Annotated in this window: 19 protein-coding genes, 2 tRNA genes and 1 pseudogene; 19 read left to right on the forward strand and 3 right to left on the reverse strand. The window is 71.5% G+C overall.

What is annotated here, in order from left to right:
- Window positions 1-8: 8 nt before the first annotated feature.
- The 7 genes from ACZ44S_RS00485 (at window position 9) to ACZ44S_RS00515 (ending at window position 4,016) form a co-directional block, all read left to right on the forward strand.
- Window positions 9-1,721 carry a LytR C-terminal domain-containing protein gene (locus tag ACZ44S_RS00485; protein ID WP_466922623.1) on the forward strand — a complete coding sequence of 571 codons (1,713 nt, stop codon included), beginning with the start codon at window positions 9-11 and terminating at the stop codon, window positions 1,719-1,721.
- 92 nt (window positions 1,722-1,813) lie between these two features.
- A complete protein-coding gene (gene rsfS, locus ACZ44S_RS00490; protein ID WP_466922626.1) occupies window positions 1,814-2,260 on the forward strand; it encodes a ribosome silencing factor in 447 nt (148 codons plus the stop codon).
- A complete protein-coding gene (locus tag ACZ44S_RS00495; protein WP_466923608.1) occupies window positions 2,251-2,925 on the forward strand; it encodes a histidine phosphatase family protein in 675 nt (224 codons plus the stop codon). Before rsfS ends, ACZ44S_RS00495 begins: the two co-directional genes overlap by 10 nt.
- A 218-nt stretch (window positions 2,926-3,143) precedes the next feature.
- A tRNA-Ala gene (locus ACZ44S_RS00500) sits at window positions 3,144-3,216 on the forward strand.
- Between the two features lie 202 nt (window positions 3,217-3,418).
- Complete coding sequence (locus ACZ44S_RS00505; protein WP_006136075.1) at window positions 3,419-3,592, forward strand: hypothetical protein; 174 nt, start codon at window positions 3,419-3,421, stop codon at window positions 3,590-3,592.
- 3 nt (window positions 3,593-3,595) lie between these two features.
- The gene (locus tag ACZ44S_RS00510) at window positions 3,596-3,829 is read left to right on the forward strand and encodes a hypothetical protein (protein WP_006136074.1); all 234 of its coding nucleotides are present in this window, start codon (window positions 3,596-3,598) and stop codon (window positions 3,827-3,829) included.
- 114 nt (window positions 3,830-3,943) lie between these two features.
- Window positions 3,944-4,016, forward strand: a tRNA-Ala gene (locus tag ACZ44S_RS00515).
- Between the two features lie 115 nt (window positions 4,017-4,131).
- Here the strand turns inward: ACZ44S_RS00515 and ACZ44S_RS00520 are convergent.
- Window positions 4,132-5,742, reverse strand: a complete 1,611-nt coding sequence (locus ACZ44S_RS00520) for an NADH-ubiquinone oxidoreductase-F iron-sulfur binding region domain-containing protein (RefSeq protein WP_466922630.1) — start codon at window positions 5,740-5,742, stop codon at window positions 4,132-4,134.
- Entirely contained in the window at window positions 5,739-6,974 is a 1,236-nt protein-coding gene (locus ACZ44S_RS00525) for a cytochrome b/b6 domain-containing protein (RefSeq protein ID WP_466922633.1), read from the reverse strand. The genes ACZ44S_RS00520 and ACZ44S_RS00525 overlap by 4 nt, the downstream gene beginning before the upstream one ends.
- A gap of 482 nt (window positions 6,975-7,456) precedes the next feature.
- Between ACZ44S_RS00525 and leuS the strand changes: the two genes are divergently transcribed.
- The 9 genes from leuS (at window position 7,457) to ACZ44S_RS00570 (ending at window position 18,998) form a co-directional block, all read left to right on the forward strand.
- Window positions 7,457-10,333 (forward strand): leucine--tRNA ligase, encoded by a 2,877-nt coding sequence (leuS, locus tag ACZ44S_RS00530; RefSeq protein WP_466922637.1) that lies wholly within the window; start codon window positions 7,457-7,459, stop codon window positions 10,331-10,333.
- Between the two features lie 186 nt (window positions 10,334-10,519).
- Window positions 10,520-11,284 (forward strand): hypothetical protein, encoded by a 765-nt coding sequence (locus ACZ44S_RS00535; RefSeq protein WP_466922640.1) that lies wholly within the window; start codon window positions 10,520-10,522, stop codon window positions 11,282-11,284.
- Window positions 11,285-11,376: 92 nt separating this feature from the next.
- The gene (locus ACZ44S_RS00540; protein WP_190166178.1) at window positions 11,377-12,222 is read left to right on the forward strand and encodes a DegV family protein; all 846 of its coding nucleotides are present in this window, start codon (window positions 11,377-11,379) and stop codon (window positions 12,220-12,222) included.
- 733 nt (window positions 12,223-12,955) lie between these two features.
- Entirely contained in the window at window positions 12,956-13,591 is a 636-nt protein-coding gene (locus ACZ44S_RS00545) for a ComEA family DNA-binding protein (RefSeq protein WP_466922643.1), read from the forward strand.
- Window positions 13,592-13,653: 62 nt separating this feature from the next.
- Window positions 13,654-16,158 carry a ComEC/Rec2 family competence protein gene (locus ACZ44S_RS00550; RefSeq protein WP_466923611.1) on the forward strand — a complete coding sequence of 835 codons (2,505 nt, stop codon included), beginning with the start codon at window positions 13,654-13,656 and terminating at the stop codon, window positions 16,156-16,158.
- A gap of 190 nt (window positions 16,159-16,348) precedes the next feature.
- Entirely contained in the window at window positions 16,349-17,233 is an 885-nt protein-coding gene (locus ACZ44S_RS00555; protein WP_466923614.1) for an arylamine N-acetyltransferase family protein, read from the forward strand.
- Window positions 17,226-17,471, forward strand: a complete 246-nt coding sequence (locus ACZ44S_RS00560) for a hypothetical protein (protein ID WP_466922646.1) — start codon at window positions 17,226-17,228, stop codon at window positions 17,469-17,471. Before ACZ44S_RS00555 ends, ACZ44S_RS00560 begins: the two co-directional genes overlap by 8 nt.
- 39 nt (window positions 17,472-17,510) lie before the next feature.
- Window positions 17,511-18,500, forward strand: a complete 990-nt coding sequence (gene holA, locus ACZ44S_RS00565; protein WP_466922649.1) for a DNA polymerase III subunit delta — start codon at window positions 17,511-17,513, stop codon at window positions 18,498-18,500.
- Between the two features lie 102 nt (window positions 18,501-18,602).
- Complete coding sequence (locus ACZ44S_RS00570; protein ID WP_466922653.1) at window positions 18,603-18,998, forward strand: nuclear transport factor 2 family protein; 396 nt, start codon at window positions 18,603-18,605, stop codon at window positions 18,996-18,998.
- Between the two features lie 215 nt (window positions 18,999-19,213).
- Here ACZ44S_RS00570 and rpsT read toward each other — a convergent pair whose 3' ends face one another.
- Window positions 19,214-19,480 (reverse strand): 30S ribosomal protein S20, encoded by a 267-nt coding sequence (rpsT, locus tag ACZ44S_RS00575; RefSeq protein ID WP_073931938.1) that lies wholly within the window; start codon window positions 19,478-19,480, stop codon window positions 19,214-19,216.
- A 242-nt stretch (window positions 19,481-19,722) separates the two neighbouring features.
- Here rpsT and lepA point away from each other — a divergent pair, with 242 nt between their 5' ends.
- The 3 genes and pseudogenes from lepA to ACZ44S_RS00590 all read left to right on the forward strand — a co-directional run.
- Entirely contained in the window at window positions 19,723-21,591 is a 1,869-nt protein-coding gene (gene lepA / locus ACZ44S_RS00580) for a translation elongation factor 4 (protein WP_466922657.1), read from the forward strand.
- 246 nt (window positions 21,592-21,837) lie between these two features.
- The gene (locus ACZ44S_RS00585) at window positions 21,838-23,712 is read left to right on the forward strand and encodes an AMP-dependent synthetase/ligase (protein ID WP_466922660.1); all 1,875 of its coding nucleotides are present in this window, start codon (window positions 21,838-21,840) and stop codon (window positions 23,710-23,712) included.
- Window positions 23,713-23,950: 238 nt separating this feature from the next.
- Window positions 23,951-24,316, forward strand: a pseudogene (locus ACZ44S_RS00590) (PIN domain-containing protein); the annotation flags it as partial.
- Window positions 24,317-24,449: the final 133 nt, after the last annotated feature.

Genomic DNA, 24,449 nt, shown 5'->3' on the forward strand with positions numbered 1-24,449 from the left:
GGGCACCGGTGAACGACCGATACGACGCGGGATACGGGGGCGGCGCCCCGTACGAGCTCGTCGGCTACGACGAGTACGGCCGGCCTGTCTACCGTCAGGCCGCGGACCAGCAGGCCCAGCAGCCCCAGCAGTACGACGGTTACCAGCAGCAGGGCTACGGCTACGACCCGTACGCCACCGGCGGGCACCAGCAGCCGTCGTACGACCCGTACGGGACGCACGGCACCGCGGCCCCGCAGCAGCCCCAGGCCCCCTCGTACGGCTCCTACGACCCCTACGGCACCCAGCAGGCCGGCCAGAACGCCCCGTACGACCCCTACGCGCAGCACCCGCACGACGCCGCCTCCGGCACCGGACAGCAGCCCCGCGTCGCCGAGCAGACCGCGCACATCCCGCAGCAGGCCGGCCCGGTCGACGAGGACCACGACCCCGACGACCCCGCCGGCCGGGAGTACCGCACCGAGCAGTTCGCCTTCGTGGAGGAGCCCGACGACGACTCCGAGGACGTCATCGACTGGCTCAAGTTCACCGAGAACCGCACCGAGCGGCGCGAGGAGGCCCGACGCCGCGCCCGCAGCCGGATCGTCGCCCTCGTCGTGGTGTTCGCCCTGGTCGCGGCCGGCGGCGTCGGCTACCTCTGGTACGCGGGGAAGCTGCCCGGACTCCCGTCCGGCACGGAGACCGGCACCACGACCTCCGCGGGCGCCCAGAAGCGGGACGTGATCGTCGTCCATCTGCACGACACCGAGCGGGGCGGCACCGCCACCGCCCTGCTCGTCGACAACACCACCACCAAGCAGGGCACCACCGTCCTGCTCCCGAACTCCCTCGCCCTCACCGCCGAGGACGGCACCACCACCACGCTCGCCAAGTCCGTCGAGGACGACGGCTCCGCGGGCACCAGGACCGCCCTCGACACCGTCCTCGGCACCGACATCGAGGGCACCTGGCGGCTGGACACCCCCTTCCTGCTCACCCTCGTCGACCTCGTCGGCAACATCGAGGTCGACACCGACACCGACGTGCCCGACCCGGACGCCAAGAAGAAGGGCGAGGCGCCCCTGGTCAGGAAGGGCAAGGGCCAGACCCTCAGCGGCAAGATGGCCGTCGCCTACGCCACCCACCGCGGCTCCGGCGAGGCCCAGAACGCCCAGCTGGAACGGTTCGGGCAGGTGCTGCACGGGGTCCTGCGCAAGCTGACCTCCGACCCGGACGCCGCCACGACCACCATCCAGACCCTCGGGCAGATCATCGAGCCGCCGCTCACCGACAAGGACCTCGGCGCCTTCCTCGCCCGGCTCTCCGACCTCGCCAAGGGCGGCGACCACAAGACCGCGCTGCTGCCCGTGCAGCAGGACGGCACGCTCACCGCGGAGGCGAGCGACAGTGTGGTCAAGGACGTCCTCGGCGGCACCGCCAAGAGCCCCGACCCGGACGCCGCGGTCAGCGTCTCCGTGCGCAACGCGACCGGTGTCGACAACCGCACCGAGAAGGCCCGCGTGGTCCTGCTCAACGGCGGCTTCACCTTCCGGGGGGCCGGCACCGCCGCCGCCCCGGAGGCGACCTCGAAGGTCGTCTACGCGGACGCCGCCGACAAGGAGAACGCCGCCGAGGTCGCCAAGACCCTGGGGCTGAGCGCCGACTCCGTCAGCAAGGGCAGAACGTCGGCGAACGCCCGCGTCTCGGTCGTCCTCGGCCAGGACTACGACCCCGCCTCGTAGCGCGGCCGGGCGCACCCTCCGTCATCACGTGGGGTGCGCCCGGCGGTCGTGAGACCCTTGAGGGCAAGTGACCGCCGACCGAAAGCCTCGCAGTGACCGCAACCGACCGTTCCCTCGAGCTCGTCCGCACCGCCGCGCAGGCGGCCGCCGACAAGCTCGCGCACGACATCGTCGCCTACGACGTCAGTGACGTGCTGTCCATCACCGACGCCTTCCTGCTGGCCTCCGCGCCCAACGACCGACAGGTCAAGTCGATCGTCGACGAGATCGAGGAGCGGCTGAACAAGGAGCTCGGCGCCAAGCCGGTCCGCCGCGAGGGCGACCGCGAGGCCCGCTGGGTGCTGCTCGACTACGTCGACATCGTCGTCCACGTCCAGCACAGCGAGGAGCGTGTCTTCTACGCCCTGGAGCGGCTGTGGAAGGACTGCCCCGAGCTGGAGCTGCCCGAGGACGCCGTGGCCACCCGCGGCAAGGCCGCCGAGCACGCCCGGCTGCAGGAGGCCGAGGAGGCGGCGCAGGCGGGCGGTGACTGGCGGTGAGCGCCACCGGTGAGGTGCGGGGCTCCGGGCGCCGGGGCCGCCGCGTCATCCTGTGGCGGCACGGCCAGACCTCCTGGAACGTGGAGCGCCGCTTCCAGGGCTCCACGGACGTCGAGCTCACCGACACCGGTGTCGCCCAGGCCCGCCGGTCCGCCCGGCTCCTGGCCGGCCTGCGGCCCGACGCGATCATCGCCTCCGACCTCAAGCGGGCCGCCGCCACCGCCGCGGAGCTCGCCGCGCTCACCGGCCTGGACGTCACCCACGACGAGGCCCTGCGGGAGACCTACGCGGGCGTCTGGCAGGGCCTGACGCACGACGAGATCATCGCCAGGTACGGCGACGAGTACGCCGCGTGGAAGCGCGGTGAGCCGGTCCGCCGGGGCGGCGGCGAACTGGAGACCGAGGTCGCCGACCGCGCCGCCCCCGTGGTGCTGCGGCACGCCGAGAAGCTCCCGGAGGACGGCACGCTCGTCGTGGTCAGCCACGGCGGCACCATCCGCACCACCATCGGCCGGCTGCTCGGCCTCGACCCGCACAACTGGGAGAGCCTGGGCGGCCTCACCAACTGCTGCTGGTCGGTCCTCGGCGAGGGCGCCCGGGGCTGGCGCCTGCTGGAGCACAACGCCGGCACCCTGCCGGAACCCGTACTCGGCGACGACGACTGAGGGCTCCGCGGTCGGGCGGCCGAGGGCCCGCGGTCCGGCGGCCGAGGGTCCCGGCACGGTGACCCAGGGTCCCGGGCTCCGGCGAGGTGGGAGCCGTGGGATCCGGGCCGGGGCGCCCCGGGACCCGGATTTCACTTTCTGGCAGGTCGCAGGCTAAAGTTCTTCTTGTTCGCCCCGCCGAGCGGGACGGAACACCGAACGGCCACGCCGTGTGGCTCGGGGCTATAGCTCAGTTGGTAGAGCGCCTGCATGGCATGCAGGAGGTCAGGAGTTCAATTCTCCTTAGCTCCACATGACGATGATCCCGCCTCCCCTCAGGGAGGCGGGATTTTTCGTCGTCCGCAGATGAGCAGGACGGTCCCCTGAGGCGTATACCTCTGCGAGGCGCCGAGCCGTGTCCCGACCGGTACCCCGGCGTCGCTGACCGTATTGGCCCGGTCGTGGCAGAATCAAACGACCGGAAGGGGGCGCGGCCCGACGGGAGGGAGTTGTGATGCCTGCGAGCATCCTCGAGGAGGTCGACCACCTCCTCGGAGCGGTGTCGACCCGACGGACCTCGACCCGGCTCAGCTGCCCTTCCTGCGGTTCCGCGCACGTCGCCCAGGTACTCGGCGACAACGGCGGGATCTCCTACGTGTGCACGGCCTGCGGCCACAGCTGGAGCTGACCGATGGGTGCACACAGGCGGAAGTGCGACTGGTGCGGCAGCGGGACGCCGATCGTCCGTGACATGGAGCCGATCAATCCCGACTACCAGTACTGGTGCGAGGAGTGCGCGCGGGCGCTGATCATAAAAGGCGACCCCATCGAGACGTACCGCGAACTCGAGGGCGAGCCGATCTACGGGCGGCTCCTGGAAGAGCACTGCACACTCAAGCGCTTCTATTCGTTCGTGACCGCCTGACCCCGTGCGGGCAAACCGGACATGGGCGAGCGAAGCGAAACCGATTTGGTGTTGGCCCGGGTCGACCGTGTAAAGTTGGCGACGCCGCCGGGGAAACCGGGCGGAGCAGGGCAAGGGGCTATAGCTCAGTTGGTAGAGCGCCTGCATGGCATGCAGGAGGTCAGGAGTTCAATTCTCCTTAGCTCCACAGAAGTCGAGGGCGGATCATCCGAACGGATGGTCCGCCCTCGCTGGTTGTACGGCGCGGGTGGCGCGGGCCGCCCGCGCCGGGGCGGCCCGAAGGCCGCTCCGGGCGGTGGCCGTCAGCGTCCCAGGGCGCGCCGGCCGCGGCCCTGGGAGAGCACCGGCAGATTGCGCGAGGGCGCCTTGGCCTGGGGCGACTCGTCCTCGATGCGCAGGGCCAGCGCCGGGCAGCGGCGCACCGCGCGCAGCGCCTTGGCCTCCGCGAAGCGCGGCACCTGCGCCTGAGCCACCGTCGGGAAGCCGTCCGCGCCGAGCTGGAAGACCTCCGGGAGGATGTCCGCGCACAGACCGTGGCCCCGGCACAGCGTCCAGTCGACGTAGATCTTCTGACGGCTGGGCCCGTTCTCCTCGCCTCCGCCGCCCGGGATGCCGGTAGGGGCCCTGCCTCCCTCGAAGAGCGGCAGAACGCCCGCCACGGGCCGTCCGCAGCCGTTGCCGAGGACATGGGCGGCCAGGTCGTCGGTGAACGCCTTGATGGTCGACTCCAGGAACATCGCGGAGCCGTCCGGGTGTGAACACGCGCCACGCCGCTTCACGTTCTTGGCGACCTGCTTGACGGCCTCCAGGGCGGCCGGACCGCCGCCGTTGAGGATGTCCTCCAGACCGCGCGCGGCGGCCGGCAGCCCCAGGTAGCAGGGCCCGCACTGGCCGGCGCTCTCCTCGGCCAGCCACTTCGCCACCATCAGCGACTCGCCCAGCGGGCAGGTGTCCTGACTGATCGGCAGGATCGCCCCCGCGCCCAGCGAACCGCCCACCGCGTCCAGCGAGTTGCGGGAGACGATCGCCTCGTTGACGGTCGCCGCGTCGATCCACTTGCCGTGGTAGCCGCCCGTCAGTACGCCCTGCGGCACCGGCGGGCCGCCGGCGAGCTGCAGGACGTAACGCAGCGGCACGCCCGTCGGCACCTCGATCACCATGGGGCGGGCCACCGCCCCGGACACCGTGAGCATCACGGTGCCCGGCTCGTCGTACAGGCCCGTGTTGCCGTAGCGCTCCGGGCCGATGCGGGCGGCGATGGCGAGCTGGGCGAAGGTCTCGGCGTTGGACAGCAGCGTGGGCGCGCCGCCGACGCCGTTCTTCGAGGCGCTGGTCTTGCGGCCCGGCGGGATGGCCGGGCCGCCGTCGATGGACCGGATCAGGGAGGCAGCGGCACCCGTCACCATGCGGACCGGGTTGCGCTGCACACGGGCGCGCAGCGCGGAGCGGCGGCCGTTGCTCAGGCCGCGCTCGGCGAGCGCCTGTTCCATCGAACGCTGGGTCGACTCACGGGTGACCCCCACCACGAGCGTGCGGGCCCCCATGGCCTCGGCGCACAGCAGCGCGCCGTCCAGGATGAGATGCGGAGCACGGTTGATCAGCACCGTGTCCTTGCGGCAGGCCGGCTCGTCCTCGCTGCCGTTGACGACGACGACCGGCCGGACGCCGCGCTTGATCGCCGTTTCGGCGACCGAGCGCAGCTTCTTGTGGAAGGGGAAGCCCGCGCCGCCGCGGCCCCTGAGGTTGATGCGTTCGGCGAGCTGCGCGAGCTGCTCACCGCCCAACGGCTCGAGCGGCCCGTGCACCTTGAGGTGCATGGGCAGATCGAGCCGGTCCACAAGGTCGAAGCCCGACGTCAGCTGGGGAAGCCCGACCACGCGGACTTCGGGTACGTCGGGCAGAGCCTCGTTCACTTATAGCCTCCGGACGGCGTGTTCCAAGGTTCGCCCGAACCCGGTGCGTCGAAGTCGTAGGTCGACGACGGCGACGCACCGGAGGGTGTTTCAGGGGTGGGACCGCTGTTGTACGTGTCACTCGGGTTGTACGTGCCGTAGAGGGTGTTCGTCTCACCGGTGTCGTACACATCACTCGAGCCGTAGCCGGCGCCGACCGAATTGTCATAGGCCGGGATGTTGTATCCGGTGTCGTTGAGCGGGTCGTACGCCGAGGGCGGGGCCTCGCCGACCGGCGGCGGGGACGGGATCGGCCAGTTGCCCGAGGTGCTGGAGGGGCCGTCCACGCGCGGGATGGCCTCCGTGGGCTGCATGTCCAGCGGAAGCTCCATGCGGGCGGTCGCGTCGGAGAGGGGCGGCGGTCCGGCCGCCGGCCGGCCGGGTGCCGACACCGCGCGGTAGGCGGCCGCGAAGCCGTTCGCCGGTTCCGGGGCGGGCGCGCGCTCGGCGGTCTCGTACAGCGGGCGTTCGCCGCGCGCCCGCCCGTCGCCCCGCCCCCCGTAACCGGGAAGGGACGCCTCGGCCGCCCGGGCCCGGCTCTCCTCCAGCATCTCCTCGCGCTCGCGCTGCTGGTCGGTGCCGAGGAACGCGGTGATCCGTTCGGCGATTCTGCGCTTGACCCGGGGCGGGGAGGCCCTGATCACCAGCGCCGCCAGCACCCCGAGCAGCGACAGCCCGTAGAGGATCAGGAAGATCGGCTTCGCCGCGCGACCCGCGTAGAGGCCGTGCACGAGCGCGGCACACCAGGCCGGATAGGCCAGCATGTGCATCGCCCGCCAGCGGGCCGCGACGGGGGCCGGGGAGGCGAAGCGGTTGCGCAGGATCCCGGTGATGCCCACAAAGATCATCAGCATGCCGGCGAGCGTGCCCAGACCGATGAGGAAGGACCGGCCGGCGACGGCCTCGTCGTTGGTGAAGGCCAGCCCGAAGGGGATCACCGCGGCGATCCACGTGGTGTGGTCCAGGGCCAGCTTGATGACGATGTGGATCACCAGGAAGACGATCGAGGCGACCGCGGTGGTGCGGTGCACCGCCTGGGCCAGGATCCGCTGGCGGGGGCCGAGCAGGATCCGGTCCTGGGCGACGAGTCCCCAGATCACCGAACAGCTCAGGCAGACGAGCGACAGGACGCCGACGCCGAAGTTGAGGAACTCGGCGAACCAGTCGTCCGCCGTGCTGTCGTCCGGCCTCACGACCTACCTCCCGACGTCACGACGTGGAGCGGGCACGACGGAGTCGCAGCCGACCGGCCCCGAGCGGGGGGTGGGCTGCTGTCTGGACGAGGGTTCATGGGGGCAACTCCGAACGGTTCGGTAAAGCGGTCCCGCTGCCGAACTCTAAGGCTCGTCGTACCCATCAGTACGAGGTTTGAGTTATTGCGCTGTTATCAAAAGACAATGAGCCCGTTGTGATGTCCCTTAGTGGTTGTTACGCGAAGTAACCTTTGACCTTGGGTCAGCGTGGCGGGCAAGCCCGTCGCGGTGAGATCCGTGGCTGCGGTACCCTGACGCCATGCGTGCCGTACGCCTTCTGCTTAGCGAGCCGCGCTGATCAGTCCCGACCGCCGGTGACCGGCAGGTCGGAATCGGCGCGGCGTCCCCTCCTGTGCGAGGGGATTTTTCATTTCCGGCAGTCGCAGCAGCAGGCAGAGACGATCGATGGAGCTTTGAGGATCATGAGCGAGACGAACCCCGCAGCCGCGGAGGCCGCGCCGCACCGCTACACGGCCGCCCTGGCCGCCGAGATCGAGGCACGCTGGCAGGACTTCTGGGACGCCGAGGGGACGTACGCCGCGCCCAACCCCGAGGGCGACCTGGCGGGCGACCCGCAGCTGGTCGCCCGGCCCAAGAAGTTCATCATGGACATGTTCCCGTACCCCTCCGGTGCGGGCCTGCACGTCGGTCACCCCCTGGGCTACATCGCCACCGACGTCTTCGCCCGGTTCCAGCGCATGACCGGGCACAACGTCCTGCACACCCTGGGCTTCGACGCCTTCGGCCTGCCCGCCGAGCAGTACGCCGTGCAGACCGGCACGCACCCGCGCGTGTCCACCGAGGCCAACATCAAGAACATGCAGAGCCAGCTGCGCCGGCTGGGCCTGGGCCACGACAAGCGCCGGTCGTTCGCCACGATCGACCCGGACTACTACAAGTGGACCCAGTGGATCTTCCTGCAGATCTTCAACTCCTGGTACGACGACGAGGCGAAGCAGGCCCGCCCGATCTCCGAACTGGTCGAGCGGTTCGAGTCCGGTGAGCGCGCCGTCCCCGGCCACACGCGCGCGTGGAGCGCACTGACCGAGGCCGAGCGCGCCGACGTGCTGGGCGAGTTCCGTCTGGCCTACGCCTCCGACGCGCCGGTCAACTGGTGCCCCGGTCTGGGCACCGTCCTGGCCAACGAGGAGGTCACCGCCGAGGGCCGCTCCGAGCGCGGCAACTTCCCCGTCTTCAAGGCCAAGCTGCGCCAGTGGAACATGCGCATCACCGCCTACGCCGACCGCCTGCTGGACGACCTGGACGCCCTGGACTGGCCCGAGGCGATCAAGCTGCAGCAGCGCAACTGGATCGGCCGCTCCGAGGGCGCCCGCGTCGACTTCCCCATCGACGGCGAGAACATCACCGTCTTCACCACACGCCCCGACACCCTGTTCGGCGCCACCTACATGGTGCTGGCGCCCGAGCACCCGCTGGTCGAGAAGTTCACCCCGGACGCCTGGCCCGAGGGCACCCACGAGGTGTGGACCGGCGGCCACGCGACGCCCACCGAGGCCGTCGCCGCCTACCGCGCGCAGGCCGCCTCGAAGTCCGACGTCGAGCGGCAGGCCGAGGCCAAGGACAAGACCGGCGTCTTCATCGGCGCGTACGCGACCAACCCGGTCAACGGCGCCCAGGTCCCCGTCTTCATCGCCGACTACGTCCTGATGGGCTACGGCACCGGTGCGATCATGGCCGTCCCCGCCCACGACACGCGCGACTTCGCGTTCGCGCGCGCCTTCGAGCTGCCCGTCGTCTGCGTGGTCGAACCGACCGACGGCCGCGGCACCGACCCCGCGGCCTGGGACGACGCCTTCGTCTCCTACGACGCGAAGATCATGAACTCGTCCGGCACCGGTGTCTCCCTGGACGGCCTGGGCGTCGTCGAGGCCAAGACCCGCATCACCGAGTGGCTGGAACGCGAGGGTCACGGCGAGGGCACCGTCAACTTCCGCCTGCGCGACTGGCTGTTCAGCCGGCAGCGCTACTGGGGCGAGCCCTTCCCGATCGTCTACGACGAGGACGGCATCGCCCACGCCCTGCCCGAGTCGATGCTGCCGCTGGAGCTGCCCGAGGTCGAGGACTACAGCCCCCGCACCTTCGACCCCGACGACGCCGACACCCAGCCCGAGACGCCGCTGTCCCGCAACGAGGACTGGGTGAACGTCACCCTGGACCTGGGCGACGGCCGCGGCCCGCGCCGCTACCGCCGCGAGACCAACACCATGCCCAACTGGGCCGGTTCCTGCTGGTACGAGCTGCGCTACCTGGACCCGCACAACAGCGAGAAGCTGGTCGCCCCGGAGGTCGAGCGGTACTGGATGGGCCCGCGCGAGGGCATGCCGCACGGCGGCGTCGACCTGTACGTCGGCGGTGCCGAACACGCCGTGCTGCACCTGCTGTACGCCCGCTTCTGGTCCAAGGTCCTGTACGACCTGGGTCACGTGTCCTCGGCCGAGCCGTTCCACAAGCTGTTCAACCAGGGCATGATCCAGGCCTACGTCTACCGCGACAGCCGGGGCATCGCCGTACCGGCCGCCGAGGTGGAGGAGCACGACGGCGGCTACTGGTACCAGGGCGAGCGCGTCACGCGGCTGCTGGGCAAGATGGGCAAGTCCCTGAAGAACGCGGTCACTCCGGACGAGATCTGCGCCGAGTACGGCGCCGACACCCTGCGCCTGTACGAAATGGCCATGGGCCCGCTGGACGTCTCGCGGCCCTGGGACACCCGCGCGGTGGTCGGTCAGTTCCGGCTGCTGCAGCGGCTGTGGCGCAACATCGTCGACGAGGCGACCGGCGAGGTGACCGTCGTCGACACCGACGACGTCGACGAGGACACCCTGCGCGCCCTGCACAAGGCGATCGACGGCGTGCGCGGCGACCTGGAGGGCATGCGGTTCAACACCGCCATCGCCAAGGTCACCGAGCTGAACAACCACCTGACCAAGCGGTCGGGCGCGCTGCCGCGCCCGGTCGCGGAGTTTCTGGTGCTGCTGGTGGCGCCGCTGGCCCCGCACATCGCCGAGGAGCTGTGGCGCAAGCTGGGGCACACCGACTCCGTGGTGCACCGGGACTTCCCGGTCGCCGACCCGGCGTACGTGGTCGACGAGACCGTCACCTGCGTCGTACAGATCAAGGGCAAGGTCAAGGCGCGGCTGGAGGTGTCCCCGGGCATCAGCGAGGACGAGCTGGAGAAGACCGCGCTGGCCGACGAGAGGGTCGTCGCCGCGCTGGACGGGGCAGGGATCCGCAAGGTGATCGTGCGCGCACCGAAGCTGGTGAACATCGTCCCGGCGTGAGGTGAGCTGAGCTGCGCTGAGCGCAGCTGAGCGGGCGTGACCGGATGCCGGACCAGGGCTCCGGGTAGTCCCCTACGGGCAGGTTCGGGGTTCCCTCGGAACTCCTGACCTGCCCGTTGCGTTTACCGTTGAAGAGCGGCGCGGAGCGCGCCGGTACAAGGCCGAAGGGCCCGGAGGAGGAGCCTCGTGGAAGCGGTGTTCGCAGTGATCGCCCTGCTCTTCGTGCTCTTCGTGGCGCTCGGCGTCTATGCCACGGTGAAGGTCGTCGGCGCCGCCAAGCGCAGCGCGGACCGTCACCTCACCCAGGCCCGCCGCACGGTCGAGGACCACACCCTGAGGGCCAAGGCCTTCGCCCAGACCGGCCCGGCCGGTGAGATCGCCCAGCTCCGCCTCAAGCTGCGCACCTCCATGCGCGCCACCCAGGACGCGCTGGAGGCCGCCGCCACCGAGGACGCCTCCCTCAAGGAGTCCCTGGACCTGTTCCACCGCCTCAGCGCCCACGGCCATGAACTGGACGGCGAACTCAGGCGCCTGGAGTCCGAACCGGACCGCGCCACCCTCGCCGCGCGGCTGCCCGAGCTGCGCGAGCGCACCGAGCGCATCACGGGCTCCGCCGACTCCCTGCGCTGGGCGGTCCGCGACCGCACGCGTCGCTTCGCGGACGACGACCTGGACTCGCTGAGCGGCCAGATCGACATGGAGGCCGGAGCGCTGCGGCACTGGACCACCACCGAAGCACAGCCCGCACCCCCGCGCTGGCCCGAGGCCCCCGCTGCCGACGCCGCCCCGTCGGCCGGCCAGACCTGGCCGGAAACGGAGCCGGCGGAAACGCCGGAGCCGGCCTCCGGGCGGAAGCCGGAACAGGACCCCGAGCGGGCCGCCATCGACCCGCCCGCGCCCCGGCCGGCCTACCCCTGGGAGAAGAAACCGCGTCCCGAGAGCACCACGTGAGCATGCTCGGGACCGCCTGATCCGGCCACCGCCGGACGCGGCCCGCGGGGCCGGGCTGCCGCACGGACACTACGGCAGGTAACCTCCAGCTCATGTCCCGCCATGTCGCGATCGTCACCGATTCAACGGCCTACCTTCCGGCCCCGACGATGGAGCGGCACCGCATCACGGCGGTACCCCTGACCGTGGTCCTCGGCGACCGCGCGCTCGAAGAGGGCACCGAGATCTCCACCCGCTCCCTGGCCCAGGCTTTGCAGAAGCGGCGCCCCGTCACGACGTCACGGCCCAGTCCCGAGGTCTTCGCCGAAACCTACCGCCGGGTCGCCGAGTCCGGCGCGACCGGCATCGTCTCCCTGCATCTGTCCGCCGAACTCTCCGGCACCTACGACGCGGCGGTCGTCGCCTCCCGCCAGGCGCCGGTGCCGGTGCGGGTGGTGGACACCGGCATGATCGCCATGGCGCTCGGCTTCTGCGCACTGGCGGCGGCGGAGACCGCGGAGGCGGGCGGCACCGTGGACGAGGCGGTCACGGCCGCGGAGAAGCGGGCGGCGGGGACATCGGCCTACTTCTACGTCGACACGCTCGACTATCTACGCCGGGGCGGCCGGATCGGCGCCGCCCAGGCCCTGCTGGGCTCGGCCCTCGCGGTGAAGCCGCTGCTCCAGCTGGCGGGCGGCCGTATCGAACCGCTGGAGAAGGTGCGGACGGCGTCGAAGGCGATCGCCCGCCTGGAGGAGATCGCGGCCGACCGGGCGGGCGGCGCGGAGGTCGACGTCGCCGTTCACCACCTCGCCGCCCACGAGCGCGCGTCGGCCCTCGCGGACCGGCTGCGGACCCGGCTGCCGGGACTGGCCGAGCTGCACGTCAGCGAGGTGGGCGCGGTGATCGGGGCGCATACGGGGCCGGGGTTGCTGGGGGTCGTGGTCTCGGCGCGATGAGGCGACGGCCGCGCACTTCGTAAGGGTGACGAAGTTGTCCACAACCGGCGGGTAATCCCCGGGATTCCACCATGATCATCGCGGGTCGGCCGATGTCCCCGATCCTCGTCGCATGGCACTTCGATCACGCTCACGCACCGCACATGCGACCAGCGGCCCGGGCCGCGCCCCCGCTTCCGACCACCGAGTCCGCCACCGCCGCCCGGGCAGGCCCCGGTACCGGGCCCGGGAGCGTCCCCCTTCGGCGGAGGAGCTCCGACGCCGGGCGGACACCTTGTTCGGCGAAAGCGAGGCGAACCGCGGGCAGTCGGGCGGCACGGGCGGACGCGACGGCACCCCGCAAGCGCCGGACTGCGCGACCACCCCACGGCCCACACCGACGCCGGCCCACCGTGAAGGCGACGGACGAACGCCGAGCTGGGCATTAGCGGCCGCGAACCGTCCAACGACGGCAGACACAAGCCGACGGCCGACGCCGGACCACACCGCGTCATCGCACCGCACGGCCCCCGCATTCCGCCCGGTGGCGGGAAGCCGAACGATCACCGTGCGATCACTGACCCCCGCCCGCACGGCCGCTCCCGCACCCACGGCTGCCACCGACCGCGAGAGCCCCGGGACAGCGCCCGAACCGAACCCTCCCCGGAACCGACGACGGGACAGCGCCGCCCTCGCACTCCGGGATCGCCTCCCGCTATGGATGCAGACCCACTGCGGTCTGGAACGCCGCAGCGTGATCGCACTCTCGGCCCTGCTCGTACTCGTCCTCGGTTTCGCCGTCCAGCACTTCTGGTCAGGCCGGACCCAGCCGGTCAAGGCCCCGGATGTGGTCCGGGCGGCCGTCCCGCACGGTGAGCCGGCAGCCGAGAAGGAAAGCCTTCCCGGCACCCCGGCCGGCGCGGCGAGGACCGGCGCTTCGGCGGCGCCCGAGATCGTGGTCGACGTCAGCGGCAAGGTGCGCGACCCCGGCATCCATCGCCTGCCCGCCGGTTCCCGCGTCGAGGACGCGCTGCGGGCGGCCGGCGGAGTACGTCCCGGCACGAAGACCGACGCCCTCAACCGCGCCCGTTTCCTCATCGACGGCGAACAACTGGTCGTAGGAGGCCCGACCCCCGCCGGTGCGGCCCAAGCTCCCGCCCCCGCCCCCGGCTCCGGCACGGCGGCGACCGGCCCCCCGACCCCGGTGTCCCTGAACACCGCCACCCTGGACCAGCTCGACGCCCTCCCCGGAGTCGGCCCCGTGCTGGCCCAGCACATCGTCGATCACCGCACCCGCAACGGCGGCTTCCGCTCGGTGGACGAACTGCGCGACGTCAACGGCATCGGCGACCGCCGCTTCGCGGATCTCCGGAACCTCGTACGGCCGTGAACCCCCGCACGACGGACGCGCCGCAGACCCCCACACCCCCGGCGCCCACCGCCCGCCAACCCGTGCACGCCGCGTCCGGCAAGCGGCTCGGCGCCGCGCACCCGAGGCAGGAAGGACCCACGGACCTCCGGCTGGTCCCGCCCGCCCTGACCGCGTGGGCCACGGCGGCGCTGATGCTGCACGCACCGCCTTCCCTGGTGGCGGGCGTCGTGCTCGTGCCCCTGCTGACGGCGGCCGCACTCCTCGTGACACGAGGCCGCCTCACACAGCGGGGACGCGCCACGGCCCACGCCGTAGCCGCCGTGCTGCTCTGCGCCGCCGCGGCAGCCGCCTCGGCGGGGCTGCACGGCGCGGACCTGCGGCGCGGCCCCGTGCCCGCGCTGGCGCGGGAGTACGCCCGGGGCACCGCCGAGGTCGAGATCACCGCCGACCCCCGGCTCACCCTGCCCAGGGTCAGCGGCAACCACATGGCCCCGCCGTCCGTGCTGATCGAGGCCGATGTGCGACGGGTGGAGCGGCCCGGCGGAGGGGTGCGGACGACCCGGGCACCCGTGCTGCTGATCGTGGACGCGCACCCGCCCGGGCGGACGAGCGCGTCGACGAATGAGAGGAGTTCGCCCTGGCTGAGCCTGCTGCCCTCCACCCGCCTGCGGGTCGAGGCACGGCTCGCCCCCGCGAGGGCGGGCGGCGACCGGTTCGCGGCCGTCCTGCGGGTGAAGGACGAGGACGGACCGCAGGCGGTGCACGGGCCGTCCGACCCCCAGCGGCTGGCGGGCCGGCTGCGGGCCGGACTGAGGGAGGCGACCGACGGACTGACGGAGGACGCGCGTGCACTGCTGCCCGGCCTGGTCGTGGGCGACACCGCACGCCTCACCCCGGAGCTGGACGAGGCGTTCAGGGAGACCGACCTCACGCACACGCTCGCCGTCTCCGGCGCGAACTTCACCATCCTCCTCGCCCTGCTCCTCGGCCCACCCGGCCTGGCCCAGCACACCGAGCGCCGTGGCCTGGCCCCCCGCGTGGGCATCCCCCTCCGCGCGACGGCGCTCCTGGGAGCCGCGCTCTCCCTCGCCTTCGTCGTCGTGTGCCGGCCCGACCCCAGCGTGCTGCGGGCCGCCGCCTGCGGATCCGTCGCCCTGCTTGCCCTCGCCACCGGCCGCCGCAGATCACTGATCCCGGCCCTGGCGACGGCCGTGCTGCTCCTGGTGCTCTACGACCCCTGGCTGGCCCGCAGTTACGGCTTCCTGCTCTCCGTGCTGGCCACCGGCGCCCTCCTCACCCTCACGCCGCGCTGGAGCGCGGGCCTGCGCCGGCGCGGCGTACCGCCCCGTCTCGCGGAGGCACTGGCCGCCGCGGGCGCCGCACAGGCACTGTGCGCGCCGGTGGTCGCGGTGCTCGCGGCGCGGGTGAGCCTGGTGGCGATCCCGTGCAACCTGCTCGCGGAGTTCGCGCTCGCGCCCGCCACGGTGCTCGGCTTCCTGGCCCTGGCCACCGCGCCCGTCGCGATGCCGGTGGCCAAGGCACTGGCCTGGTGCGCGAGCTGGCCCGTGGAATGGATCGCGCAGGTCGCCAGGACCGGGGCCGCGCTGCCGGGCGCGGGTGTGGACTGGCCCGCGAGCTGGACCGGAGCGGCGGCCCTCGGCGCCACTACCGTGGCCGCACTCCTGCTGGGCCGCCGCCTGCTGCACCACCCCTGGTGGTCCGCCGCCTGCGCACTCCTCCTGCTCCTGCTGGTGGTGCAGCCACGACCCCTGACCCGGGCCGTCACGGGCTGGCCGCCGCCCGGCTGGCGCATGGTGATGTGCGACGTCGGCCAGGGCGACGCGTTGGTGCTGGCGGCCGGCGAGGACTCCGGCGTGGTCGTGGACGCCGGACCCGACCCGGCCCTCGTGGACCGCTGCCTGCGCTCCCTGGGCATCACCCGCGTCCCGCTCGTCGTCCTGACCCACTTCCACGCCGACCACGTGGCGGGCCTGCCCGGTGTCCTGCGCGGACGAAAGGTGGGCGGAATCGGGACAACGGCGTTCGAGGAACCCCCCGACCAGGCCGCGTTCGTACGAAGACTCGCGGCCGCCGGGAACGTCCCGGTGTCGCACGCCGTCGCCGGTGAGGTGCGGCGCGTGGGCGGACTGTCCTGGGAGGTGGTGTGGCCGCCACCGGGCGCCCACCCGGCGGCGGAAGGCCCGAACGACTCCAGCGTGGCCATGCTGGTCCGCACGGCGGGCCTGCGCCTGCTGCTCCTCGGCGACCTGGAACCCCCGGCCCAGCGCGCCCTGGCGAGATCCCCGGCATCCGACCGCCTGACCGACGTGGACGTCCTCAAGGTCGCCCACCATGGCTCAGCCCACCAGGACCCGGCCCTCCTGGGCCTGGCGTCCCCCCGGCTGGCCCTGATCAGCACGGGCGAGGACAACACCTACGGCCATCCGGCCCCCGGCACCGTCGCCGCATTGACGACCGACGGCGCCACGGTCCTCCGCACGGACCAGGACGGCGCCCTGGCGGTAACCGGCAACGGGAACGGAGAACAACACCTGGCGGTGACCCGACGCGGCGGCCCTCCCTGAGGACGTGACACCGTGCCGGTTGATCACTTCACTCGGTTCGCACGACAGGCCCGCGCGCTCATGGACCGCCCGTCGGTGGCCACGCAGCCCCCTGGCCGCCCCGCTCGTCTGCGCCTCGCGGCAGGCGGGCGAGGTCTTCCGCTGCCTGGGGAGCTGCGGGTGGCGCGACACTGAGGACATGACTGAAGGCATGAACACCGCGGCGGTCGACGCCTATCTGGGCCGGCTCGGCGTCGAGCAGCCGGCCTGGCCCACTGTGGACGCACTGCGTGAGCTGCACCTGCGGCATCTGAGGACCGTGCCGTTCGAGAACCTCTCCATCCATCTCGGCGAGGAGATCGTGCTGGACGAGAAGCGGCTGCTGGACAAGGTCGTGGCAGGGCGGCGGGGCGGGTTCTGCTACGAACTCAACGGTGCCTTCGGTGCGTTGCTCGCCGCGCTGGGCTACGACGTCACGCTGCTCGCCGGCCGGGTCTACGGCGAGGGGGACCGGCTCGGCATCCCGTACGACCATCTCGCGCTGCGGGTACGGACGGTGGACGGGGGCGACTGGCTGGCCGACGTCGGCTTCGGGGCGCACTGCCATCTGCCGCTGGCCTTCGGGGAGCGGGGGGAGCAGGAGGATCCCGGGGGCACGTTCCGGATCGTCGAGGCCGGCGCGGACGCGGCCGGGGTGCGCGGCGGGCACAACACGGTGGAGGCGGCGGACCTGGACGTGCTGCGCGACGGCCGGCCGGTGTACCGCCTGGAGGCGCGGCCGAGGGCGCTCGCCGACTTCACGGCCGGGGCCTGGTGGCACAGCAGTTCGCCGCTCTCCCACTTCACACGCTCGCTGGTGTGCTCCCGGATCACCGAGGACGGGGGACGGATCACGCTCAGCGGCCGGCGGTTCACGGTCACCGCGCCGGACGGGACGCGGGAGGAGCGGGAGATCGCCGCGGACGAGGAGGTGCTGGCGCTCTACCGGGACCGGTTCGGCATCGCGTCGCTGGGCACGGTGCCGACGGTGCGGGAGACAGGAGGGGACGGGAGGGGACGGCTGACGGCGGTGCCGGACAATGGCCCGTGTGAGTGATGTGCGACATGTGCTGGTGCTGCCCGACCGTGACGCCGCGGAAGAGGTGGCCGAGGCCCTCGGGGAACGGTTCGGGGTGGCCGAGGAGCCCCGGCTGGTGCGGGAGGCGCTGGCCGGTGAGGACGACGCGGAGGACGCCCAGTGGCTCGTCGTCCTGCGGGACGAGGCCGGGCGGCTGGACCCCGGCGAGCTGAACGAGTTCGCCGCCGAGTGGGAGGGCTGGCGGGAGGAGCCGTAGCCGGCGGCGTTGTCAGCGGGGCGTGGGATGCTTGTCGCGATGGCCAGGAAGACCGGATCCGACGACCCCCTCGCCCCCGTGACGCTCGCCGTGGGCCAGGAGGAGCTGCTGCTCGACCGCGCCGTGCGGGAGGTGGTGGCCGCCGCGAAGGCGGCCGACGCCGACACGGACGTGCGCGACCTGACCCCCGACCAGCTCCAGCCCGGCACCCTCGCCGAGCTGACCAGCCCGTCGCTCTTCGCGGAGCGCAAGGTCGTGGTCGTACGCCAGGCGCAGGACCTGTCGGCCGACACCGTCAAGGACGTGAAGGCGTACCTCGGGTCGCCCGCCGAGGAGATCACCCTCGTGCTGCTGCACGCGGGCGGCGCCAAGGGCAAGGGCCTGCTCGACGCGGCGCGCAAGGCGGGGGCGCGCGAGGTGGCGTGCCCGAAGATGACCAAGCCGGCGGACCGGCTGGCGTTCGTGCGGGGCGAGTTCCGGGCCGCCGGGAGGTCGGCCGCACCGGAGGCGTGCCAGGCGCTGGTCGACGCCATCGGCAGCGATCTGCGCGAGCTGGCCTCGGCCGTGTCCCAGCTGGTCGCGGACGTCGAGGGCACCATCGACGAGGCGGTCGTGGGCCGGTACTACACCGGGCGGGCGGAGGCGTCGAGCTTCACCGTCGCCGACCGGGCGGTCGAAGGACGCGCGGCGGAGGCGCTGGAGGCCCTGCGCTGGTCACTGTCGACCGGGGTGGCCCCGGTGCTGATCACCAGCGCGCTCGCGCAGGGCGTACGGGCGATCGGGAAGCTGTCGTCGGCGCGCGGCGGCCGGCCCGCCGATCTCGCCCGGGAGCTGGGCATGCCGCCGTGGAAGATCGACCGGGTGCGGCAGCAGATGCGCGGCTGGACCCCGGACGGCGTGGCCGTGGCACTGCGCGCGGTCGCCGAGGCGGACGCGGGAGTGAAGGGCGGCGGGGACGACCCGGAGTACGCCCTGGAGAAAGCGGTGGTCACCATCGCCCGCGCGGCGCGGTCGCGAGGCAGGTCGTAGCCCGCACGCACGGCCGTTGATCGAGTCGCCCGCCGTCGCGCGGGGTGGAGAATCGGAAGTGTCAGCCGTAGGTCGCCCAGGCATGGAGAGGTGGCGAGCACGATGGCTGAACACCCGAGCGCACAGCTCGTCCGAAGGGGCTACGAGGCCTTCACCGGCGGGGACATGGAGACCCTGCGCGAAATGCTGGCGTCGGACGCCACCCACCACGTGCCGGGTACCGGCGTGCTGGCCGGTGACTTCAAGGGCCGGGACGAGATCCTCGACATGTACCGGAGGCTCGGCGAGGAGACCGGCGGGACGTTCACCGTCGAGCTGCGGCAGATCCTCGTCGACGGCCGGGGGCACGCCGTGTCCCTGCACCACCTCACCGCAGACCGCGAGGGCAAGCACCTGGACGCCGACGGATGCATCGTCTTCCGGATCGTCGGGGACAGGATGACCGACCTCGACGAGTGCGTCGCCGACATCGACGCGATGAACGACTTCTGGGCCTAGGCGCGGCCTAGGCGCACCCTTCCGGATACGCCCCACACGATCGAAGGCCCCGCCACCCACCCCGGGGAAGGGGTGAGGGCGGGGCCTCCGGGTGAAGCGTGTGAGCCCGTACCCGCGTGGCGAACGCAGGCCGCGTACGAGCTCGGGGTGCCGGCCGGGGGCGGATGAGAGAGGGCCCGCCCGGGGTCCCGCCGGCGATCAGATCACAGGGTTGTTCAGCCCTTGACGGCCGCGACCTTCTGAGCCAGCGCCGACTTCTTGTTGGCGGCCTGGTTCTTGTGGATGACGCCCTTGGAGACGGCCTTGTCGAGCTGACGCGCGGCGACGCGCTGGTACTCGGTGGCCTTCTCGACGTCACCCGCGGCGGCGGCCTCGCGGGCCTTGCGGATCGCGGTCTTCAGAGAGGACTTGACGGCCTTGTTGCGCAGCCGGGCCTTCTCGTTGGTCTTGTTCCGCTTGATCTGGGACTTGATGTTCGCCACGAATGAGCCTCTACAGGTTCTGGCACGGGACGCACGCGGCCCGCACCGGTGATTTTCTTGGGGTGTGCCTCGCGCTGAGAGGGCATGAGACACAGCCCCCCACACTACCAGCGGCCCATTCGGTGGCCCAAACCCGTCCCGGGTCCCCACCCGTGGGACCATGGAGGCTACGTATCGATCCGACCCGAGACCGCAGACGCACAAGCACACGTATGCGGACGCCTCAAGAATCAGGACCCTGCGTGCCCGCGATCCCCAGCCATGTGCCCGAGCCGAGCCGTACCGACCCCGCGCTGATCCGCAATTTCTGCATCATCGCGCACATCGACCACGGCAAGTCCACGCTCGCCGACCGGATGCTCCAGCTGACCGGAGTGGTCGAGCAGCGGCAGATGCGCGCCCAGTACCTCGACCGCATGGACATCGAGCGTGAGCGCGGCATCACGATCAAGTCCCAGGCCGTGCGGTTGCCGTGGGCGCCGACCCACGACAAGGGCAGCACGCACATCCTCAACATGATCGACACCCCGGGGCACGTCGACTTCACCTACGAGGTCTCCCGTTCCCTCGCCGCCTGCGAGGGCACCATCCTCCTCGTCGACGCCGCCCAGGGCATCGAGGCCCAGACCCTCGCCAACCTCTACCTGGCGATGGAGAACGACCTCACGATCATCCCGGTGCTCAACAAGATCGACCTGCCGGCCGCGCAGCCGGAGAAGTTCGCCGAGGAGCTGGCGAACCTGGTCGGCTGCGACCCCGACGACGTGCTCAAGGTGTCCGCGAAGACCGGCCTCGGTGTCGAGGCGCTGCTGGACCGGGTGGTCGCCGACGTCCCCGCACCGGTCGGCGTCAAGGACGCCCCCGCCCGCGCGATGATCTTCGACTCGGTCTACGACTCCTACCGCGGTGTCGTGACGTACGTCCGTGTCATCGACGGCCAGCTCAACAAGCGCGAGCGCATCCGGATGATGTCCACCGGCGCCACCCACGAGCTGCTGGAGATCGGCACCAACTCGCCGGAGATGCTGCCCGCCGACGGCCTCGGCGTCGGTGAGGTGGGCTACCTCATCACCGGTGTGAAGGACGTCCGCCAGTCGAAGGTCGGTGACACCGTCACCAGCCAGCACAAGGGTGCCGAGGAGGCGCTCGGCGGCTACAAGGACCCCAAGCCGATGGTGTTCTCGGGCCTCTACCCCCTGGACGGCTCCGACTACCCGGAGCTGCGCGAGGCCCTCGACAAGCTCCAGCTCAACGACGCCGCCCTGGTCTACGAGCCGGAGACCTCCGCCGCCCTCGGCTTCGGTTTCCGCGTCGGCTTCCTCGGCCTGCTGCACCTCGACGTGATCCGTGAGCGACTCGAGCGCGAGTTCGGCCTCGACCTCATCGCCACCGCCCCCAACGTGGTCTACCGCGTGGTCATGGAGGACGGCACCGAGCACACCGTCACCAACCCCAGCGAGTTCCCCGAGGGGAAGATCAACGAGGTCTACGAGCCGGTCGTGCGGGCCACGATCCTCGCGCCCAGCGAGTTCATCGGCTCGATCATGGAGCTGTGCCAGAACCGGCGCGGTGTGCTGCTCGGCATGGACTACCTCTCCGAGGACCGCGTCGAGATCCGCTACACCCTGCCCCTCGCCGAGATCGTCTTCGACTTCTTCGACCAGCTGAAGTCCAAGACCCGCGGCTACGCCTCGCTCGACTACGAGCCCACCGGCGAGCAGACCTCCAGCCTGGTCAAGGTCGACATCCTGCTGCACGGCGACAAGGTGGACGCCTTCTCCGCGATCACCCACAAGGACCAGGCGTACGCGTACGGCGTGCGGCTCGTCGCCAAGCTCAAGGAGCTCATCCCGCGCCAGGCGTTCGAGGTGCCGGTGCAGGCCGCCATCGGCTCCCGCGTCATCGCCCGCGAGACCATCCGCGCCATCCGCAAGGACGTCCTCGCCAAGTGCTACGGCGGTGACATCTCCCGCAAGCGGAAGCTGCTGGAGAAGCAGAAGGAAGGCAAGAAGCGGATGAAGATGGTGGGATCCGTGGAGGTTCCGCAGGAGGCCTTCATCGCCGTCCTCTCCAGCGACGACAGCGCGGGATCGGCCAAGGGCAAGAAGTAGCCGGGGGTTACTGCGGGTCACTCCGCAAACCGGGCGGAACCGGGGCCCGTCGCACGCGAGTGCGGCGGGCCCTGCGCGTCGGTCGGGTAGCTCTCTGTACGAAGTGACAGGCCGTGGCCCCTTACGCCGTGGCCGGTCGACCTTTACTCTGTCCGTGCTCGATAGTTACTCGCCAGTTAAACAACGGCGCGAGGAAACCCCAGCCGCACTGAGCCAGCCGCACCGTCGCGGGCCCCGGAGGACGTCGTGAGCGACACACAGACACTGATCGAGAACCGACCGCCGACCGTGGCGGCCCTCTTCCTGGAGCGTGTGGCGGCCACACCGGACGCCGAGGCCTACCGCTATCCCGTCCCGCCGGCCTCGGGCGAGGGCCCGGACGACTGGAAGTCCCTCAGCTGGGCGGGCACCGCCGAGCGGGTCCACGCCATCGCGGCCGGCCTGATCGAGCTCGGCGTGGAGCCGGAGCAGCGGGTCGCGCTCGCCTCCTCGACCCGGGTCGAGTGGATCCTCTCCGACCTCGGCATTCTCTGCGCGGGCGCCGCCACCACCACGATCTACCCGCAGACCAACGCCGACGAGTCCGCCTACATCCTGTCCGACTCCCAGAGCCGGGTCCTCATCGCGGAGAACGCCGAGCAGGCCGCCAAGGCGGTGGAGAAGCGCGCGGAGTTGCCCGAGCTCACCCGGGTCGTGGTCGTAGACCCCGCCGGCGTCGACACCGACGACTTCGTGATCACGCTCACCGAACTGGAGAAGCGCGGCGCCGCCCGCCTCCAGACGGAGCCGGAACTGGTCAAGGAGCGCGTCGCCGCGATCACCAAGGACCAGCTCGCCACCCTCATCTACACCTCCGGCACCACCGGCCGGCCCAAGGGCGTCCGCCTGCCGCACGACTGCTGGTCGTACATGGCCAAGGCCATCCCCGCCACCGGTCTGATCAGCGCCGACGACGTGCAGTACCTGTGGCTGCCGCTCGCCCACGTCTTCGGCAAGGTGCTCATCTCCGGCCAGATCGAGGCCGGCCACGTCACCGCCGTCGACGGCCGCGTCGACAAGATCATCGAGAATCTTCCGGTGGTCCGGCCGACGTACATGGCGGCCGTGCCCCGCATCTTCGAGAAGGTCTACAACGGCGTCGCCGCCAAGGCGAAGGCCGGCGGCGGCGCCAAGTACAAGATCTTCCAGTGGGCCGCCGGGGTCGCCCGCGAGTACGCCAAGGTCACCCAGGACAACTTCCGCCGCACCGGTACGGCGAGCGCCCCCTTCGGCCTGCGCAGCAAGCACGCCGTCGCCGACAAGCTCGTCTACGCCAAGATCCGGGAGGCCTTCGGCGGCAACCTCCGCGCCTGTGTCTCCGGCTCGGCGGCCCTCTCGCCCGAGATCGGCTTCTTCTTCTCCGGCGCCGGCGTCCACATCCTCGAGGGCTACGGCCTCACCGAGTCCTCCGCCGCCTCCTTCGTCAACCCCGGCGAGGCCTACCGCACCGGCACCGTCGGCAAGCCGCTGCCCGGCACCGAGGTGCGCATCGCCGACGACGGCGAGATCCTGCTGCGCGGCCCCGGCATCATGCAGGGCTACCACAACCTGCCCGACAAGACCGCCGAGGTCCTGGAGGAGGACGGCTGGTTCCACACCGGCGACATCGGCGAACTCTCCGCCGACGGCTACCTCCGCATCACCGACCGCAAGAAGGACCTCATCAAGACCTCCGGCGGCAAGTACATCGCGCCCGCCGAGGTCGAGGGCCAGTTCAAGGCGGTCTGCCCCTACGTCTCCAACATCCTGGTGCACGGCGCCGACCGGAACTACTGCACCGCCCTCATCGCCCTCGACGAGGTCGCCCTCACCGCCTGGGCGGCCGAGAACGGCATGGAGGGCAAGCCGTACGCCGAGATCGTCGCCGCGCCCGCCACGGTCGAGATGGTCGACGGCTACGTCAAGCAGCTCAACGAGGGGTTGCAGCGCTGGCAGACCATCAAGAAGTTCCGCCTCCTGCCGCGCGACCTCGACGTCGAGCACGGCGAGATCACCCCGAGCCTGAAGCTGAAGCGTCCCGTGGTCGAGCGCGAGTACAAGCACCTCATCGAGGAGATGTACGAGGGCACGCGCGAGGCGTGAGCCCCGGTCGCCACGGCGGGGGAGCCCCGGATGTCACATCTGCGGGCTCCCTCGGTGTTCGTCGCCGTACGGACGGACGTCGACCGGGAAAGACCGTGGACCGAGCTCACCGCGGACCGCTGGGCTCGAAAACCCTCCAGGACCTCCGACGATGCCGAAGTCGTCCATGGAGATGATCTCCCCGAACTCCTTCAGCAGTGCCTTCCGGATGTGCTGATTCGATGCGGACGCTCCCGAGCACGCCGCCTGCCGCAAGGCCGTCGCGGACGCCCACCACCTGGTGGTGAGCCCCCTTGTCCTGGCTGAGCTCGACTACCTCCTGAGTACCCGGGTCGGGCCCGAGGCCGCGCACGCGGCGCTGGGTCACGTCCGGGACCGCGTCGCCGTGCGCCGGTACGCGGTCCCGGAGATCGGACCGCACCTCTCGACGGCGTTGGTCACCATGCGCAAATATCCGCAGATCGGTCTCACGGACACGATGAACGTGGTGATGGCGGCCGAGTACCGCACGGATGCGCTCCTCACCCTGGACCGGCGACATTTCCGCATGGTGCGCCCCTTGACCGGGCACACCGCGTTCCGGCTGTGGCCGGACGACCAGTGACTCCGGAAGGCGCTCGCCGGACATGAGAGGAGCGCGGGGGTGTCGAACCTTCCTCGTGATGTGGCCCGTGATCGATTCGGACCATGGGACGTCTCGGGAGGCGGGGCGTCATGTGGGTGCGTCGCGATTCTGA

The sequence above is a fragment of the Streptomyces malachitofuscus genome (assembly GCF_055571035.1).